At 46.9% G+C, this 14,721-nt stretch carries 20 protein-coding genes and 1 pseudogene; 8 read left to right on the top strand and 13 right to left on the bottom strand.

Translation table 11 applies throughout. The features are described 5' to 3' along the window. Window positions 1–5 precede the first annotated feature (5 nt). From MHB78_RS11440 to MHB78_RS11415, 6 genes are all read right to left on the bottom strand, one after another. Window positions 6–440: a BrxA/BrxB family bacilliredoxin gene (locus MHB78_RS11440; RefSeq protein ID WP_046129615.1), complete on the bottom strand. Its 435-nt coding sequence runs from the start codon at window positions 438–440 to the stop codon at window positions 6–8. A gap of 87 nt (window positions 441–527) precedes the next feature. Further along, on the bottom strand, window positions 528–2,204 hold the full coding sequence (gene ilvD, locus MHB78_RS11435; protein WP_046129616.1) for a dihydroxy-acid dehydratase: 1,677 nt from the start codon (window positions 2,202–2,204) through the stop codon (window positions 528–530). A 325-nt stretch (window positions 2,205–2,529) separates the two neighbouring features. Then, on the bottom strand, window positions 2,530–3,669 hold the full coding sequence (locus MHB78_RS11430) for a conserved virulence factor C family protein (protein WP_046129617.1): 1,140 nt from the start codon (window positions 3,667–3,669) through the stop codon (window positions 2,530–2,532). Window positions 3,670–3,705: 36 nt separating this feature from the next. Next, window positions 3,706–4,371 (bottom strand): HD domain-containing protein, encoded by a 666-nt coding sequence (locus MHB78_RS11425; RefSeq protein WP_046129641.1) that lies wholly within the window; start codon window positions 4,369–4,371, stop codon window positions 3,706–3,708. Then, on the bottom strand, window positions 4,368–4,847 hold the full coding sequence (locus MHB78_RS11420) for a glutathione peroxidase (protein ID WP_046129618.1): 480 nt from the start codon (window positions 4,845–4,847) through the stop codon (window positions 4,368–4,370). The genes MHB78_RS11425 and MHB78_RS11420 overlap by 4 nt, the downstream gene beginning before the upstream one ends. Window positions 4,848–4,861: 14 nt before the next feature. Further along, on the bottom strand, window positions 4,862–6,541 hold the full coding sequence (locus tag MHB78_RS11415) for a formate--tetrahydrofolate ligase (protein WP_046129619.1): 1,680 nt from the start codon (window positions 6,539–6,541) through the stop codon (window positions 4,862–4,864). 150 nt (window positions 6,542–6,691) lie between these two features. On the opposite strand from MHB78_RS11415, the gene metA reads away from it, so the two are divergent. The 3 genes from metA (at window position 6,692) to MHB78_RS11400 (ending at window position 9,030) form a co-directional block, all read left to right on the top strand. Further along, window positions 6,692–7,600 (top strand): homoserine O-succinyltransferase, encoded by a 909-nt coding sequence (gene metA / locus MHB78_RS11410; protein ID WP_046129620.1) that lies wholly within the window; start codon window positions 6,692–6,694, stop codon window positions 7,598–7,600. Next, entirely contained in the window at window positions 7,587–7,781 is a 195-nt protein-coding gene (locus tag MHB78_RS11405) for a hypothetical protein (RefSeq protein ID WP_046129621.1), read from the top strand. The genes metA and MHB78_RS11405 overlap by 14 nt, the downstream gene beginning before the upstream one ends. A gap of 97 nt (window positions 7,782–7,878) precedes the next feature. After that, window positions 7,879–9,030, top strand: a complete 1,152-nt coding sequence (locus MHB78_RS11400; RefSeq protein ID WP_046129622.1) for a diglucosyl diacylglycerol synthase — start codon at window positions 7,879–7,881, stop codon at window positions 9,028–9,030. A 51-nt stretch (window positions 9,031–9,081) separates the two neighbouring features. Here the strand turns inward: MHB78_RS11400 and MHB78_RS11395 are convergent, their stop codons facing one another. After that, window positions 9,082–9,771 carry an AIM24 family protein gene (locus MHB78_RS11395; protein WP_046129623.1) on the bottom strand — a complete coding sequence of 230 codons (690 nt, stop codon included), beginning with the start codon at window positions 9,769–9,771 and terminating at the stop codon, window positions 9,082–9,084. Between the two features lie 277 nt (window positions 9,772–10,048). On the opposite strand from MHB78_RS11395, the gene cspD reads away from it, so the two are divergent. After that, window positions 10,049–10,249, top strand: coding sequence for a cold-shock protein CspD (gene cspD / locus MHB78_RS11390; RefSeq protein WP_003153604.1), 201 nt, complete (start codon window positions 10,049–10,051; stop codon window positions 10,247–10,249). A gap of 59 nt (window positions 10,250–10,308) precedes the next feature. On the opposite strand, the gene MHB78_RS11385 is transcribed toward cspD, so the two are convergent. Next, the gene (locus MHB78_RS11385) at window positions 10,309–10,491 is read right to left on the bottom strand and encodes a hypothetical protein (RefSeq protein WP_003182837.1); all 183 of its coding nucleotides are present in this window, start codon (window positions 10,489–10,491) and stop codon (window positions 10,309–10,311) included. A gap of 159 nt (window positions 10,492–10,650) precedes the next feature. Between MHB78_RS11385 and MHB78_RS11380 the strand changes: the two genes are divergently transcribed. Continuing rightward, on the top strand, window positions 10,651–10,917 hold the full coding sequence (locus MHB78_RS11380; protein WP_046129624.1) for a DUF2564 family protein: 267 nt from the start codon (window positions 10,651–10,653) through the stop codon (window positions 10,915–10,917). Window positions 10,918–10,977: 60 nt separating this feature from the next. Here the strand turns inward: MHB78_RS11380 and MHB78_RS11375 are convergent, their stop codons facing one another. Beyond that, the gene (locus MHB78_RS11375; RefSeq protein ID WP_046129625.1) at window positions 10,978–11,163 is read right to left on the bottom strand and encodes a zinc-finger domain-containing protein; all 186 of its coding nucleotides are present in this window, start codon (window positions 11,161–11,163) and stop codon (window positions 10,978–10,980) included. After that, a pseudogene (locus MHB78_RS11370) lies at window positions 11,156–11,837 on the bottom strand (reverse transcriptase-like protein). Before MHB78_RS11370 ends, MHB78_RS11375 begins: the two are co-directional and overlap by 8 nt. A gap of 86 nt (window positions 11,838–11,923) precedes the next feature. Between MHB78_RS11370 and MHB78_RS11365 the strand changes: the two are divergent. The 3 genes from MHB78_RS11365 to sspL are packed head-to-tail and all read left to right on the top strand — an operon-like array spanning window position 11,924 to window position 13,194. Then, window positions 11,924–12,625, top strand: coding sequence for a queuosine precursor transporter (locus MHB78_RS11365; RefSeq protein ID WP_046129627.1), 702 nt, complete (start codon window positions 11,924–11,926; stop codon window positions 12,623–12,625). Beyond that, window positions 12,615–13,013 (top strand): reverse transcriptase-like protein, encoded by a 399-nt coding sequence (locus tag MHB78_RS11360; RefSeq protein ID WP_046129628.1) that lies wholly within the window; start codon window positions 12,615–12,617, stop codon window positions 13,011–13,013. The genes MHB78_RS11365 and MHB78_RS11360 overlap by 11 nt, the downstream gene beginning before the upstream one ends. 43 nt (window positions 13,014–13,056) lie before the next feature. After that, window positions 13,057–13,194, top strand: a complete 138-nt coding sequence (gene sspL / locus MHB78_RS11355; RefSeq protein ID WP_046129629.1) for a small, acid-soluble spore protein L — start codon at window positions 13,057–13,059, stop codon at window positions 13,192–13,194. 12 nt (window positions 13,195–13,206) lie between these two features. Here the strand turns inward: sspL and MHB78_RS11350 are convergent, their stop codons facing one another. The 3 genes from MHB78_RS11350 to MHB78_RS11340 all read right to left on the bottom strand — a co-directional run bounded on the left by MHB78_RS11350 (window position 13,207) and on the right by MHB78_RS11340 (window position 14,677). Then, window positions 13,207–14,094, bottom strand: coding sequence for a 5'-3' exonuclease (locus tag MHB78_RS11350; protein WP_046129630.1), 888 nt, complete (start codon window positions 14,092–14,094; stop codon window positions 13,207–13,209). An 85-nt stretch (window positions 14,095–14,179) separates the two neighbouring features. Then, a complete protein-coding gene (locus tag MHB78_RS11345; RefSeq protein WP_099047049.1) occupies window positions 14,180–14,329 on the bottom strand; it encodes a hypothetical protein in 150 nt (49 codons plus the stop codon). Between the two features lie 78 nt (window positions 14,330–14,407). Further along, window positions 14,408–14,677, bottom strand: coding sequence for a YpbS family protein (locus MHB78_RS11340; RefSeq protein WP_046129631.1), 270 nt, complete (start codon window positions 14,675–14,677; stop codon window positions 14,408–14,410). Window positions 14,678–14,721 lie beyond the last annotated feature (44 nt).

The raw sequence follows: 14,721 nt of genomic DNA, 5'->3' as shown, positions 1-14,721 counted from the left end.
GCATTCTAGCAATGTTTTTCAAAAGCATCTGTAATGTTTTTCATAATCTCTGTCATCTCGCGGCCTTCGATTTCTTCACGCGGAATAAAGTGAACGACCTCTTTTCCTTTTAAAAGCGCCATGGAAGGGGAAGAAGGCTCAAACCCTTTAAAATACTCCCTCATTTTTGCAGTTGCTTCACGATCCTGACCGGCAAACACGGTTACGGTCTGATCGGGCCCGCGGTCGCTTCCGGAAACGGCTTGAACGGCTGCTGGTCTTGCCAGTCCGGCGGCGCATCCGCAAACCGAATTGACGACGACAAACGTTGTGCCCTCGGCAGCTTCCATGAAATTCTCGACTTCCTCTTCGTTCGTTAACTCTTTAAAGCCGGCCTGCACCAGTTCCTGACGCATCGGAGCAACGAGCTGGCGCATGTATTCTTCGTATGCTGTTGACATATAAAAGCCCCCTCTATTTACCTTACACTACTGATGTAAAGGATACTACAGAGGGGGATGAATTTCAAACTTCCGAACGAAAAACCGCTAGATCTTCATGATGCCGCCCGTATTTGCAGACGTCACAAGCTTCGAATAACGGGCCAGGTAGCCTGTTTTGACCTTCGGCTCAAAGCCCGGCCAATTCGCTTTTCTTCTCTCCCATTCTTCATCGGAAATCTCGATGTTCAATATCCGTTTTTCGATATCAACGACAATATGGTCGCCGTTTTCTACAAATGCAAGCGGTCCGCCCTCGGCAGCTTCCGGTGACACATGGCCGATTGAAAGCCCGCGCGACGCTCCGGAAAAACGGCCGTCTGTGATCAGCGCGACCTTCGGGCCGAGACCCATTCCGACGATCTGGGAAGTCGGCGCAAGCATTTCAGGCATTCCAGGTCCGCCTTTAGGACCTTCATAGCGGATGATGACGACGTCTCCCGCTTTTACTTTTCTGTTTATGATGCCGTCAAGCGCTTCTTCCTGCGAATCAAAGACGACCGCCGGGCCTTCGTGGCGGGTAATGCCGTTCTGAACGCCTCCGGTTTTGATAATTGCCCCGTCAGGCGCCAGGTTGCCGAACAGCACGGCAAGCCCGCCCTGTTCTGAAAACGGCTGATCGATCGGATGAATGACTTCGTAGTCCTTGACCTCGCATCCTTCAATATTATCGCCGAGCGTTTCTCCCGTTACCGTCATCGTATCCAGGTGAAGGGCGCCTTCTTTTTTGGACAGCTCGTTTAAGACCGCGGAGACGCCTCCTGCTTCATGCAAATCTTCAATGAACACATCAGATGCGGGAGCAAGCTTTGATAAATGAGGAACTCTTGCTGCAACCTCATTAATCCGTTCAAGCGAATATTCAATGCCTGCTTCGTTTGCGATCGCCAGCGTATGAAGGATCGTATTGGTCGACCCGCCGAGCGCCATGTCTAAGGCAAACGCATTGTCGATCGCTTTTTCGGTGACGATGTCACGCGGTTTTAAATCTTTTTTGATCAGCTCCATCAGCTGGCGCGCTGATTGCTTCGCAAATTCTTTCCTTTCCGGTGCCGTTGCCAAAATGGTGCCGTTTCCTGGCAGCGCGAGTCCAAGGGCTTCCGACAGGCAGTTCATCGAGTTGGCCGTGAACATGCCTGAACACGATCCGCAAGTCGGACAGCCGAACTGTTCGAGCTCCTCCAGGCCCTTTTCGTCTATTTTGCCGGATTGATAAGCCCCTACGCCTTCAAATACAGAAGAAAGCGAGATTTTCCGTCCGTCGCTCGTTCTTCCGGCAGCCATCGGCCCTCCGCTGACAAAAACGGTCGGAATATTGATCCGCATCGCCGCCATAAGCATGCCCGGCGTAATTTTGTCACAGTTCGGAATACAAATCATCCCGTCAAACCAGTGGGCCGAAACGACCGTTTCGACGGAGTCGGCGATGATTTCGCGGCTAGGAAGGGAATACCTCATTCCGATATGCCCCATCGCGATGCCGTCATCGACGCCGATCGTATTAAATTCAAACGGAACACCGCCCGCTTCCCTGATCGCCTCTTTGACGATTTTTCCAAACTCCTGCAAATGGACATGACCGGGCACGATGTCAATATATGAGTTGCAAACGGCAATAAACGGTTTGCCGAAGTCCTCTTCCTTTACCCCGGCCGCTCTCAGCAGACTGCGATGCGGCGCTCTGTCGATCCCTTTTTTAATCATGTCACTGCGTAAACCTGTCATGATGATCCTCCTAAACTTTCTTTGTATATTCCGAATATTCAGTTTTATCAGTCTGTCTAAAGCTTCTTTTTATGGATTTTCAAGCTGATGGCTGATTTTGTTTTTCAATCTGATAACCGCTCCCCATTTATCAGACCTCAAACATTCGGATATGATTGCTACCTACTATATATATTTTCAGGTTTTTTTTCAACAATATTCGAAATATTTTTATAGAAAAAGTGATATTTTCTAACAGGACGCTTGTCTTTATCATAGTTCTGCACCGGCCGGAATAAGCGCCTTTTTTCGGTCAAAATAAAAAGACGCTGCTCTCAGCGCCTTTTTACCGGTTTTCTTTTTTGCGGCTTTCCGTCATTTGCTTCCAGACGGAACCTTTTGCCTCTTCTCCGTGCTCGATCCGTTCGATCGCCATTTTAATTTGCAGGCTGACTTCGAATTCCGGATCGTTTTCAGCCTCTTTGAGCGCAGCAAGCGCGCTTTCGTCGCCGACCTCGTACAAAAACATCGCTGCCCTCCAGCGGACGAGCTTGCTCGGGTCTTTCAGCGCCTTTACCATCGCCGGAATGGCATCCGGGTTTCCGATATCTGAGAGGCAGTCGCCGGCAGTTCTTCTCACCGTGATCGTTTTATCCTCAAGCGCTTGATATAACAGCGGGAGAACGTCCGGCGTTTCGATCATGCCTAAATACACGACGGCAAGCCTTCTGATGGATGTTTTCGGGTCATTGAGCGCTTTCTCAAGCACCGGGATGTCCTCTTCCTTCGGATCCATCTGCTCCAGATGCGCATAGCGCTTTTGCCAATCTTCATCATCCAGCATGTCAAGCGTCACCTTGTACGATTTTCTTTGCACGGCTTGCTTTTCGGTTTCTTTATTGTGTGATGCGGCCGCTTCCGTTAATTTCTGAAGACGCTCTTCATCATAAGCCGCTTGAAGCTCTTCCGTCACGTCACGGCCGATTTCTGAAAAATCTCCGAACCTGACGCCCTGCTCCTTCCACGACCGCTCAAGGACGACATTGGAAGACGCGGTTTTCAGCTTAAAGATCGCTTCCTGAAACCGTTCAGGAAGGCCAAACCGTTCTTCGCGTTCACCGTCCGTCAGTTTGACCTGCATCGGGATGCCGCTGAACATCTGCACAAATACTTTGACCTCGCCAAACGACTCTTTTTCCTCCGAAGCTCCGCCGTTTTCATCCGTTTCAGCCATTCCAAAGGCTGAACGGACAGCCGGGAGAATATCTTTCCAGTCAAACCTGGCATTCCGTTCAACCGCTAAAAAGTCTGCCACATGGTAGACTCCCTTTACCCCGTCTATGTTTAAAACCTTCTGAATAACAGGCGGAGCGCCTTCTGCCTGGCCTTTTTTATAATTGTTGCTTTTCCCGCCCGGCAGCTCTTCGGTTAATATAACCTTCATTGTATTCGGACTCGGTGTCGGTTCTATCGATTTAATCTTCATGGTTGTCCCCCTCTGTATCAAGATCCGGGTCTTATTCTACCATAACCGTGATTCCTGATCTATCAAGGCGGTTTCTTCGCCGTATCCGCACTCGTTTTTAAGTTCATGAAGGAAACCGGCCATCACCTCATGCCGATGCTCGGCCAGCTTTCTTCCTGTTTCGGTGTTCATCAGATCCTTCAGAAGAAGAAGCTTTTCATAAAAATGCCCCACAGCCGACGGAACGCCTTTGTCCCGGGCGCCTTCCCTGTACATCGCATGCCCCTTTGCACCGGCATACATGAAGGTTCGGGCGATTCCGACGGCGCCTATTGCATCAAGGCGGTCGGCATCCTGTACGGCCATCCCTTCTGCCGAAAGCTTTTCACCTTTATATGTTTCCCTGTCTCTGAAAGACATTTTCGTAATAATACCGATGATTTCTTCTGCTGTTTTATTGTCGATTCCCCAGCCTGAAAATTGGCGGCGCAGTTCCCGAAGCGGTATTTTGTACTGCGGGGATAATTTTTCGTCGATCAGGTCGTGCACAAGGGCGGCCGCTTCTGTGATAAACAGGTCAGCGCCTTCTGCTTCCGCGATCAAAAGGCTCAGGCGCCGCACCCTTGTGATATGCAGCCAGTCATGGCCTGTCCCTTCATCTTCGAGCTTTTCTTTCACCCAATCGGCAATCATTTTGAGCTGCTCTTTTTTTCGCTGTTTCATCCGAGCCATTTTTGAATCGTCTCTTCTATTTCTTTTGGGTTTGTCTGCGGCGAAAACCGCTGGACGGTTTCACCTGTTTGATCGACGAGAAATTTTGTGAAATTCCACTTGACCGCTTTTGTGCCGAGCATCCCTTTTGCCTGGCTCGTCAGGTGCATATACAGCGGATGGATATGCTCACCCTTCACGTCCACTTTGGCAAACATCGGGAACGTCACCCCGTAATTCAGACTGCAGAATTCCTCGATGCTTTTTTCATCGCCGGGTTCCTGATTCATGAACTGATTGCACGGAAACCCAAGAACGACAAACCCCTTGTCCTTATATGCATCATAAAGCTCCTGAAGCTGTTTATACTGCGGGGTAAATCCGCATTTGCTGGCTGTATTGACGATGAGAAGCACCTTTCCTTCATACGGCTTCAATGTCGTTTCCTCGCCCTTAATCGTTTTTACGCTGATATCATAAATGGACATGTTCATCGCTCCTTTTAGAATAGCCCTTTTGCCCGGCCGTTCTCATCAACGTCCATGGAAAGCGCGGCTGGACGCTTCGGCAAGCCCGGCATCGTTAAAATGCTGCCGGTCAGAGCGACGAGGAAGCCGGCGCCTGCTGACGGCTTCAGTTCGCGGACTGTAATGAAAAATCCTTCCGGCCTTCCGCTCTTCTCCGGATCGTCTGAAAGGGAATACTGGGTTTTCGCTACGCAAACGGGCAAATGACCTAAACCGTTCTTTTCCAATTCGGCAAGCTGTTTTTTCGCCTTATCCGTGAATTTTACGCCTTTTGCTCCGTAGACGACCCGCGAGATTTTTGACAGCTTTTCCTCAATCGAATCAGATAATTCGTACAGATAAGAAAATCGGTTTTCTTTTTCATGCAGCACACTGACGACCTTACGGGCCAGCTCAATACCGCCTTTGCCCCCCTCTTCCCACACATTGCACACCGAAGCAGGATGGCCCTCTTCCCGGCACCAGTCAAGCACCGTTTCGAGCTCGGCTTCCGAATCCTGAACAAACCGGTTCACGCCAACGACATACGGAAGGCCGAAGGCCCTGATCGTTTCAATGTGTTTGGCAAGGTTTGCAATTCCCCTTTTGACGGCTCCTGGATCGCTGGTCTTCAAGTCTTGTAGCGCGACGCCTCCGTGCATCTTCAGCGCCCTTACCGTGGCGACGATTACGACTGCACCAGGAGTAAACCGGCCCGCTCTCGTTTTAATATGCAGAAACTTTTCGGCCCCTAAATCAGCGCCGAATCCTGCTTCTGTCACGACGTAATCAGCAAGCTTCATTGCCATCTTAGTCGCAATCAGACTGTTTGAGCCATGGGCGATGTTGGCGAACGGCCCCCCGTGGACAAGCGCAGGCGTCCCCTCGACGGTTTGCACGAGGTTCGGCTTCAATGCGTCTTTCAGGAGAAGGGTGAGCGCTCCTTCCACTCCGAGCATTTTGACTGTCACCGGTTTTTGGTCAGCGGTGTAGGCGACGATCATTGATGCAAGCCTTCTCTTCAAATCTTGCAAATCTGTTGCAAGGCATAAAACGGCCATGATTTCAGATGCGACCGTAATGTCAAAACCGTCTTCCCGCGGAAAACCGTTCGCTTTGCCTCCCAGCCCGACCACGGTTTCCCTCAGGGCTCTGTCATTGAGATCGAGCGCCCGTTTCCAAACCACTCTTCTGATATCAATGTTTAATTCATTTCCATGATGAATATGATTGTCTATAAAGGCTGCCAATGCATTATTTGCGCTTGTTATCGCATGCATGTCCCCGGTAAAATGCAGATTAATGTCTTCCATCGGGAGAACCTGCGAGTATCCGCCTCCTGCGGCGCCGCCTTTTAAGCCCATTGTCGGTCCGAGAGACGGCTCTCTGAGCGCAACGATCGAACGTTTCCCATCCTGCCAGAGCGCCTGGCTCAAGCCCACGGTGACCGTTGACTTGCCTTCGCCGGCCGGCGTCGGGTTGATGGAAGTTACCAAAATCACCTTTCCGTCGGGTTTATCCGCTAATCGATCAAAAATATTTAAGGAAATTTTCGCTTTAGTGAAACCAAAGCACTCTATTTCTTCGTCATCTATACTGAGTTTCCGTGCAATTTCCGTTATCGGTTTTAATTTGGTGCTTTGAGCGATTTCAATGTCTGTTAAATGGGTTTTCATAAGCGAGAGGAGCCTCCTTCTGGTTCATCAGATGATGGTTTCCATATTTTTCACACACTTCTTTCATTGTAACACAATTCACGCATTGAAATATCGCCAAAAAGTTCCTATAATGAAGAAAAATCAGCGGAGAAAACCGGAGGTGGCGTGTTGCCTATCAACATTCCTATCGATTTACCAGCAAAGCAGATTCTTGAAAGTGAAAATATTTTCGTCATGGATGAAAATCGGGCGTTCCATCAGGATATCCGGCCTTTAAACATTGTGATTCTCAATTTGATGCCGCAGAAAATCAAAACGGAGACACAGCTGCTGAGGATGCTCGGAAATTCTCCTTTACAGGTATATTTCACTTTTTTAATACCGTCTACCCATACACCAAAAAATACAGCAAGGCAGCATTTAGAGCAATTTTATACAACCTTTTCTTCGATAAGGGACAGAAAATTTGACGGCATGATCATTACGGGGGCGCCGATCGAACATCTGGCATTTGAAGATGTCTCGTATTGGAACGAGCTCCGGGAGATATTCGACTGGAGCAGAACGAACGTCACGTCAACGCTCCACATCTGCTGGGGGGCTCAAGCCGGGCTGTATCACCATTACGGCATACGCAAAATAATGCTGCCGAAAAAGACGTTCGGCGTGTTTGAACACAGAATATTAGAGAAAACTGAAAGATTGGTCAGGGGATTTGAAGAATTCTACTATGTCCCGCATTCCAGGCATACAGATATAAACATGGACGATCTAAAATCGGTCCCAGATTTAAAGGTGCTCAGCGTATCGGATGAAGCAGGCGTCTGTTTAATTGCTTCAAAAGATGAAAAACAGGTTTTTTTAACTGGACATCCTGAGTATGATACCGATACTCTTAAAGAGGAGTATGAAAGAGATTTGGCCAAAAATATGGAAATTGATCCCCCGGTGAACTATTTTAAAGATGGACCGGACGGCTCGGTTCCTGTAAACCGCTGGAAAGCCCATGCCACTCTATTGTTTATGAATTGGCTGAATTATTACGTTTACCAGGAAACGCCATATGAATGGAAATGAAATTCTCATGCTCTGGTCTGATGCAAGACGCGTAAAATATGATAAAATACAGTTGGGTTTGTCTTCCATAAAAAAAGAAGTTTGGTCCGGTGTTTTCAGCTGTCAGGAAAGCGCAGGAAACCAACGCTTTCCTGCGAATCCAAACTTTAAAAATACCTTAATTTTTGTTCTTCATTTATAATTAAACTAATATTTTATGGTATGGTATGTGTGGACATTAACTCCTGTTTTTATTATCATTTAGCTCTTGTTGTTTGAATTAATTGAGGTGAATATGTTTGAATACCAACAAAAATATATTAATTTTGACTGCAAATTATGGAAATGGCCATGTTCAAGTAGCCAAAACGCTTCATCAAGAATGTGAAAGACTAGGCTTTAAGAATGTAACTGTTTCGAATTTGTATCAAGAATCGAATCCGATTGTATCTGAAATCACGCAATATCTTTATCTGAAAAGCTTTTCAATCGGCAAACAGTTTTATCGCCTTTTTTACTATGGGGTCGATAAAATTTACAATAAAAGAAAGTTTAATATTTATTTTAAGATGGGAAACAAACGGCTTGATCAGCTTGTTAAAAAGCATGAGCCTGATATTATCATCAATACGTTTCCGATGATCGTCGTGCCTGAATACAGGCGGAGAATGGGAAAAGTGATCCCGACATTTAACGTGATGACGGATTTCTGCCTTCACAAAATCTGGGTTCACGAACACATTGATAAATATTATGTAGCGACCGATTATGTGAAGGAAAAGCTGCTCGAAATCGGCACTCATCCAAACAATGTCAAAATTACAGGCATTCCGATCCGCCGTCAATTTGAAGAAGAAATGGACAAAGATCAAATTTACGCCAAGTATCAGCTGTCTCCCGATAAAAAGATTCTGCTGATCATGGCCGGCGCCCACGGGGTTCTCAAAAACGTGAAAGAGCTGTGCGAATCCCTGATGGTGAAAGAAGACGTCCAAGTTGTCGTCGTTTGCGGGAAAAACACGTTATTGAAAAGCTCGCTCGAAGAAATTGAAGCACTGTATCCGGATAAGCTGAAAACGTTCGGCTATATCGAAAGAATTGACGAGCTGTTCCGCGTGGCTGACTGCATGATCACGAAACCGGGCGGAATCACCCTCACGGAAGCCACCGCCATCGGCGTTCCGGTTATCCTCTACAAACCGGTGCCTGGACAGGAAAAAGAGAATGCTCTGTTCTTCGAAGACAAAGGCGCTGCCATCGTCGTAAACCGGCATGAGGAAATTCTCGAATCCGTGTCTTCCCTTTTGGCGGATGAACAAAAATTAAACGAAATGAAACGCAACATCAAAGCTTTGCACTTATCCAATTCTTCAGAAGTCATTCTGACCGACATCGTGAAGCAGTCAGAGATCATCATGAATAAACAGCAAGCTGTCAGAGCCCTGTCATAGCAGGACACAGGCAGCCCTAAAAAAACACTTGTGAAAACAAGTGTTTTTTTCTTATGATTCGGTATAGTATGCTTCTTCAAACGGCTGAACGACGACAAACCCGTGTCCGGCAAATTTCATTTGAATGGATTCCCCGCTCCCTCTGCCGATAAACGTTTTAAAAGAGACGTCTGTGACAAATTCAGGCTCAAGATTCCCTGACCAGGCTACGGTCGCATTCGGATCGGTGTATACGGGGCTTTCCGGAGAAACGAGCAGGGTAAGCGGTTCATAGTGACTCGTGATCGCCGCCATTCCGGTCCCTTCGAGCTTTACGTTGAAAAGCCCGCCTGCAAGCATCCCCGAAATTCTTTTCATGAGCTTAATATCCCACTTCATGCCGGACTCAAACGCCAGCAGGTCATTTCCGTTTACAAAAATGGAATCATCGTCCAAATTTAAAATCGATATCTTTTTCCCCTGATCGGCAAGATACAGCTTTCCCTTTCCTTCGGCTTTCATGAGTGAAGTGCCTTCACCGCTCAATACCTTTTTCATCATCCGCCCGAGTCCGTGTTCAAACACACCTTCCCGCTCAAACTTGATTTGTCCTCTGTAAGAAATCATCGAGCCGGCCTTTGCCCATACTTTCCCGTCCAGATTCACTTCAAGGAGACGCGAAGTCTCAAGCTCAAACATCCCCTCCCCTTTATCCTCCTGCTGCGTTTTTTCCACAAATTCATCAATCGAATAACGATTCATCTTAGCAACACTCCTCATCTATGTATGGTTTCCTTATATACGTAGCTCCCGGTGAAACGTTTCAATTTCTTTGCTCCGTCAAAGCTTAAAAAACCATAATTTGAAAGCGATTGCAATGAAATTCCTTAAAAAAGCATAAAAGTTCATTTTTTTCTCTTGACAGCTTGACGAAGCCTCTAGAGATGGTGTATAGTGAAACCATCATTTAGCAGAACATCGTTAGATGATGAAAATTTTTTTAGCACACTGTGCTACAGTACTAGGAGGATTAAGCAATATGCAAAACGGTAAAGTAAAATGGTTTAACAATGAAAAAGGCTTCGGCTTCATCGAAGTTGAAGGCGGAGACGATGTATTCGTTCATTTCACTGCAATCGAAGGTGAAGGATACAAGTCTCTAGAAGAAGGACAAGAAGTTTCTTTCGAAATCGTTGAAGGTAATCGTGGACCTCAAGCATCTAACGTTGTGAAGCTGTAACTTTAACAGAATGAAGAACAAATGAAACTTCAAATAGAGGAGAGGCATCTTTGCCTCTCCTATTTAATTTTCAGCTGAATTTCGATGGCTAAAATGTTTTGTTTCAGCCTTTGTTCGATTTCCTCAATATTTTTCTCCAAGGACGGCCGTCCTTTTTTTGCGATATCCACCAGCTGTTCCAAATCTTTATATACCTCGACAAATGTCTTGTGCAGAACGGTTTGCAATTCATTGCTTTCCACTGTCACAGGCCCCTTTTCTATAAGATACCCAAATTAGTAATATAGACTTATATTTTTTAGGCTCAATAGTTATATCGGATTAATTTTATTATATTTTTTCTTTTTTTGCACATAAATATCATTGTTTTAAGGAAAAAATAAATCGCGGAGGTGTTGATCATGAATCAGGAACATCATGATGCGATCGAAACGGGGTACAATCAGCGGAAGCAGCTTGAATTAGCCGTAGAAACCGCTCAAAAAACGACAGGGATGGCCACGAGGCAAAAAAGTTCAACATTAATGAAATCGGCGTACCGGTCGATCGAAGATGCGAGACAGCTGTCGCAAACCGAAGAATTATCCGTTTTGGACGGAGATTTTTTAAGGCAGCAGCTCGACATCTTGAACGAATGCGAACATCAGCTTGATGAGGCACAGCGCTAACAAAAAAACCGCTTCATGCGGTTTTTTCAATGATGCCCGACACCCGGGGCGGCGCGGGCGTCAGTTTTTGTTTGTGAGCACTTCTCCATAGGCGCGGAGCTTTTCCCCGACCGTGCATTTTGTAATGCAAAATGCATGGGCATACGTTTTTCCGTATTCCTTTCTGAAATGTTTTTTGATAAAACACCCTTCGCAGTAGGTGTCCTGCAGATCTGTCAGTTCTTTTAAGATCTCCTTCTTATCCAAGGCTTTCATCTCCGTTATTTGTCTAGTTTCGTGCGGCTTTCAACAATGGTATGCTCAAGCATTTTTTTCGCAAGCTGATCCGCTTCTTTATTGTCTTTGCGGCTGATTTGAACGTAGGTCGGCGAGAGCTTTAATTTTTTAAGCTGCTTTTCGATTTTATCGAGCCATTTCGAATGGACCGGATCATAGCACGGCCAGTTTCCATCAAGCTGGTTTAGCACGACAAGCGAGTCTCCTTTAATGACGACGGAATTCCGGCTTGCCCCGAGATCCCTGAGCTCGTTTACGGCTTCATAGAGGGCGGCATATTCCGCTTCATTATTCGTCGTCAGCCGGAAGCTTTTGTTTTTTCTCAACCGGTATCTTTCCCCTCCGAGGGAATAATAAATCACGATTCCGAGGCCTGCCAGCTGGCTGACCTTGTCATAGCTTCCGTCAAAAAACACCGTGATTTCATCCGGTTCATGCGCCAGTTCTTCCTTTAATTTTTCAAGCTCCTTCAGCGTCCAAAAAGCTCCCTTTTCATCCTCAAATTCAAGGCTACCTACATACGGATTCTGCGCGAGCCGGCGGCCGATTGCCACCGCATCTTTGACTTCAATCCAGTCGTCGGCGGTAAACGGGACGGAAAAAAATCCGTTCAGTTGAATGTCCATGCTTGCTCTTAGTTTCACAAAATCACCTTTATTCAAATGATGTCTTGTTATGCTATAATCAAAACGGTCTTATTACAGCTTATTTAGAAAGGAAGTACCTGTTCTTGTTTAACGAGATTTTGTGGATCGGTTTTGCGATCATTAGCTTTATCATTGTTCTTTTCTTTTACAAACGGTTTGGCAAAACCGGCTTGTTTGTCTGGATCGGATTTGCCACAGTCGCCGCCAATATCGAGGTCGCCAAAACAGTCGAGCTTTTCGGGCTGACCTCGACGCTCGGCAATATCATGTACGGCAGCGTTTTTTTTGCGACGGATGTCATCAATGAAAGATACGGCAAGGATGAAGCGAAGAAAGCCGTATCGCTCGGCTTTGCCGTCCTCGTGAGCCTGACCGCCGTTATGCAGGGCGCCCTGCTTTTTAAGCCGCACCCTGAGGATATCGCGCAGCCGGCGCTTGAGACGATTTTTGGCTTTCTGCCGCGCGTTGCGCTTGGAAGCCTGCTTGCCTATATCATCAGCCAAACGCTTGATGTTTATGTATATTCGTGGATCAGAAGGTTATTTCCTTCCGACCGCGCATTATGGCTTCGCAACAGCGGCAGCACGGCCGTCAGCCAGCTACTCGACACGTTCATTTTTACAAGCGTCGCGTTTATCGGCAAATATCCCTTTGACGTATGGGTGCAGATTTTTATCACCACGTATGTCTTAAAATTTGTCGTTGCCCTTTTCGCGGCTCCTTACGCCTATGCTGCCAAAAGGATCACCCCGATGGATGAAGGAGGCGAAAAAGATGCCGGTTGAAGTATATATCGACGGGGCTAGTGCCGGTGATCCCGGACCTTCCGGGCTCGGCATTTTTATTAAAAACGGAAGGGAATCGGAGTCCTTTTCCATCCCTGCCGGGCGCTTAAGCAACCATGAAGCCGAATTTACGGCGCTCATTGAAGGCATGAAGCTCAGTGCCGAAAGAGGCTATTCGATCGTTTCGTTCCGCACGGATTCCCAGATCGTAGAGCGCGCCGCAGATTCAGAATATGTGAAAAACGATGCATTCAAGCCGTATCTTAGCGAGATTGTCCGCTTAAAAGCATCCTTTGATCTATTCTTCATTAAGTGGATACCCTCAAAGGAAAACCAAACGGCCGACAGGCTTGCCAAAAATGCAATTTTACTGAATCATCCAGATTAAAAATCGGACTGCTTGCGCATAATAAGCTCCTGAGGTGGTTCATGTGGATAAGCAAAAACCGGCCGGAAAAGGCCGCCTGACCGGCGGTGTGACGCCGCAGGGCGATATTGAAATGAACCGGCACACCGATCCGAAAACCGAGCTTGAAAATCGGGCGAAAAAAAGCAATACAAAACATTAGAGAGATCGATGGTTAACCGATCTCTCTTTTTTCCATTTTCATCAACAGCGGTTCAATTCCCCTGATCTGATGAACTTTCAGCATCTCCCTCGCCCTTTCGTGCAAGAGCGTAAAATCAGCGTCTTCCAATGAGCAGGAAAGCGGGACATCGCACTTGATTTCCGCGAGCACTCTCGAAAGCTTCAGATCTTCAAGGCTTTCGTTTATTTTCGTCTGCTGGCCTTTTGTCAGCCGATCGATATTTTCAAGCAGCCTGTCAACCGTCGAATATTCCCTTATCAGCTTGTACGCCGTTTTTTCGCCGATTCCTTTCACGCCCGGATAATTATCGCTTGAGTCCCCCATCAAAGCTTTGATATCGATCAAGGCCTGCGGCTCGATTCCGGTTTCTTCGATGAATGATTCTTTCGTATACACTTTATAATTGCCGATGCCTTTTTGCATCAAAGCGACTTGGACGGAATCCTCCAGCACCTGAAGCAGATCCTTGTCCCCCGTTACGATTGTAACGTCCGCTTCATGCCGGAACAATGCCGCCAGCGTGCCGATGCAGTCATCCGCTTCATATCCGGCAAGGCCGATATTCAAAACGCCAAGCTCTCGTGCAGCTTCCTTTGCAAGATCGAATTGCGGAATTAATTCGAGCGGCGGCTCCCCTCGGTTTGCTTTATAATCCTTGAATAAATCATTGCGGTACGTTTTGCTGCCCATATCCCAGCAGCAGACGACATGGCTCGGTTCAAAAGCCGTCACGGCTGTCAGCAGATGCTTTAAAAACCCGTGAACCCCGTTTGTCGGAACGCCTTTGTCATTCATCATAAAATTGCGGTGCACCGCCGTCGCAAAAAAAGACCGGAATAATAAAGCCATTCCGTCAACAAGCAGCAACTTCTTTTTCATCCTTTAGAAACTCCCTTTCATACATACAATGCACCTATTGTACCACATGAGCAAAAATGATGAAAACAGCGCCAAAGACGCTGTTTTATTTTTCATGCTTTTTTTTGCTTGAAATCATTTTCGCTGCTTCCATTTGCGCGTAAGATTCAGTAGAAAATTCGGTATTAAAACCGTTTTTCTTTTTTGCGTTATTGTTCTGCTGGGCATTTTTGTTGCCGAGCTTTGTTCTTCCCATCGTGTTTCACCTCCAGCGGACATCTATCTTATGTTTTGCATGGAGGCCTGAAACGACTCCCGGAAGGATCAACCATGTCTATTCGCGCGCATTTTTTCGGCTGACGTATTCTTCGACCATTTCCTTTGTGACAAACCGTCTCTGCGGAACGATGCCTTTTTTGGCCAGGTCGTTCATTTTCGCTGTCACCTGATTGATGCGGTCGGTAGAAAACGGCTCGTGCCGCTCGCATTTTGCGACAGCCTCTTCGATCGCCCGTTCTCTTTCGTCTTCAAGAAGGACGAACTCCTTCACGATCTGATGCTGTTTTTTGGAATGTGCTGTAATCGCTTCGTGTACGTTTGTCATCGTGTGCATCCCTTCTTTTTTTATTCAGTCTACCATGCCTGACG

It is taken from the genome of Bacillus sp. FSL K6-0138, from assembly GCF_037982765.1.
Taxonomy (GTDB): domain Bacteria; phylum Bacillota; class Bacilli; order Bacillales; family Bacillaceae; genus Bacillus; species Bacillus glycinifermentans.
Note: the sequence above shows the minus strand (reverse complement) of the source record. Positions and strands in the feature narration are given on the sequence as shown.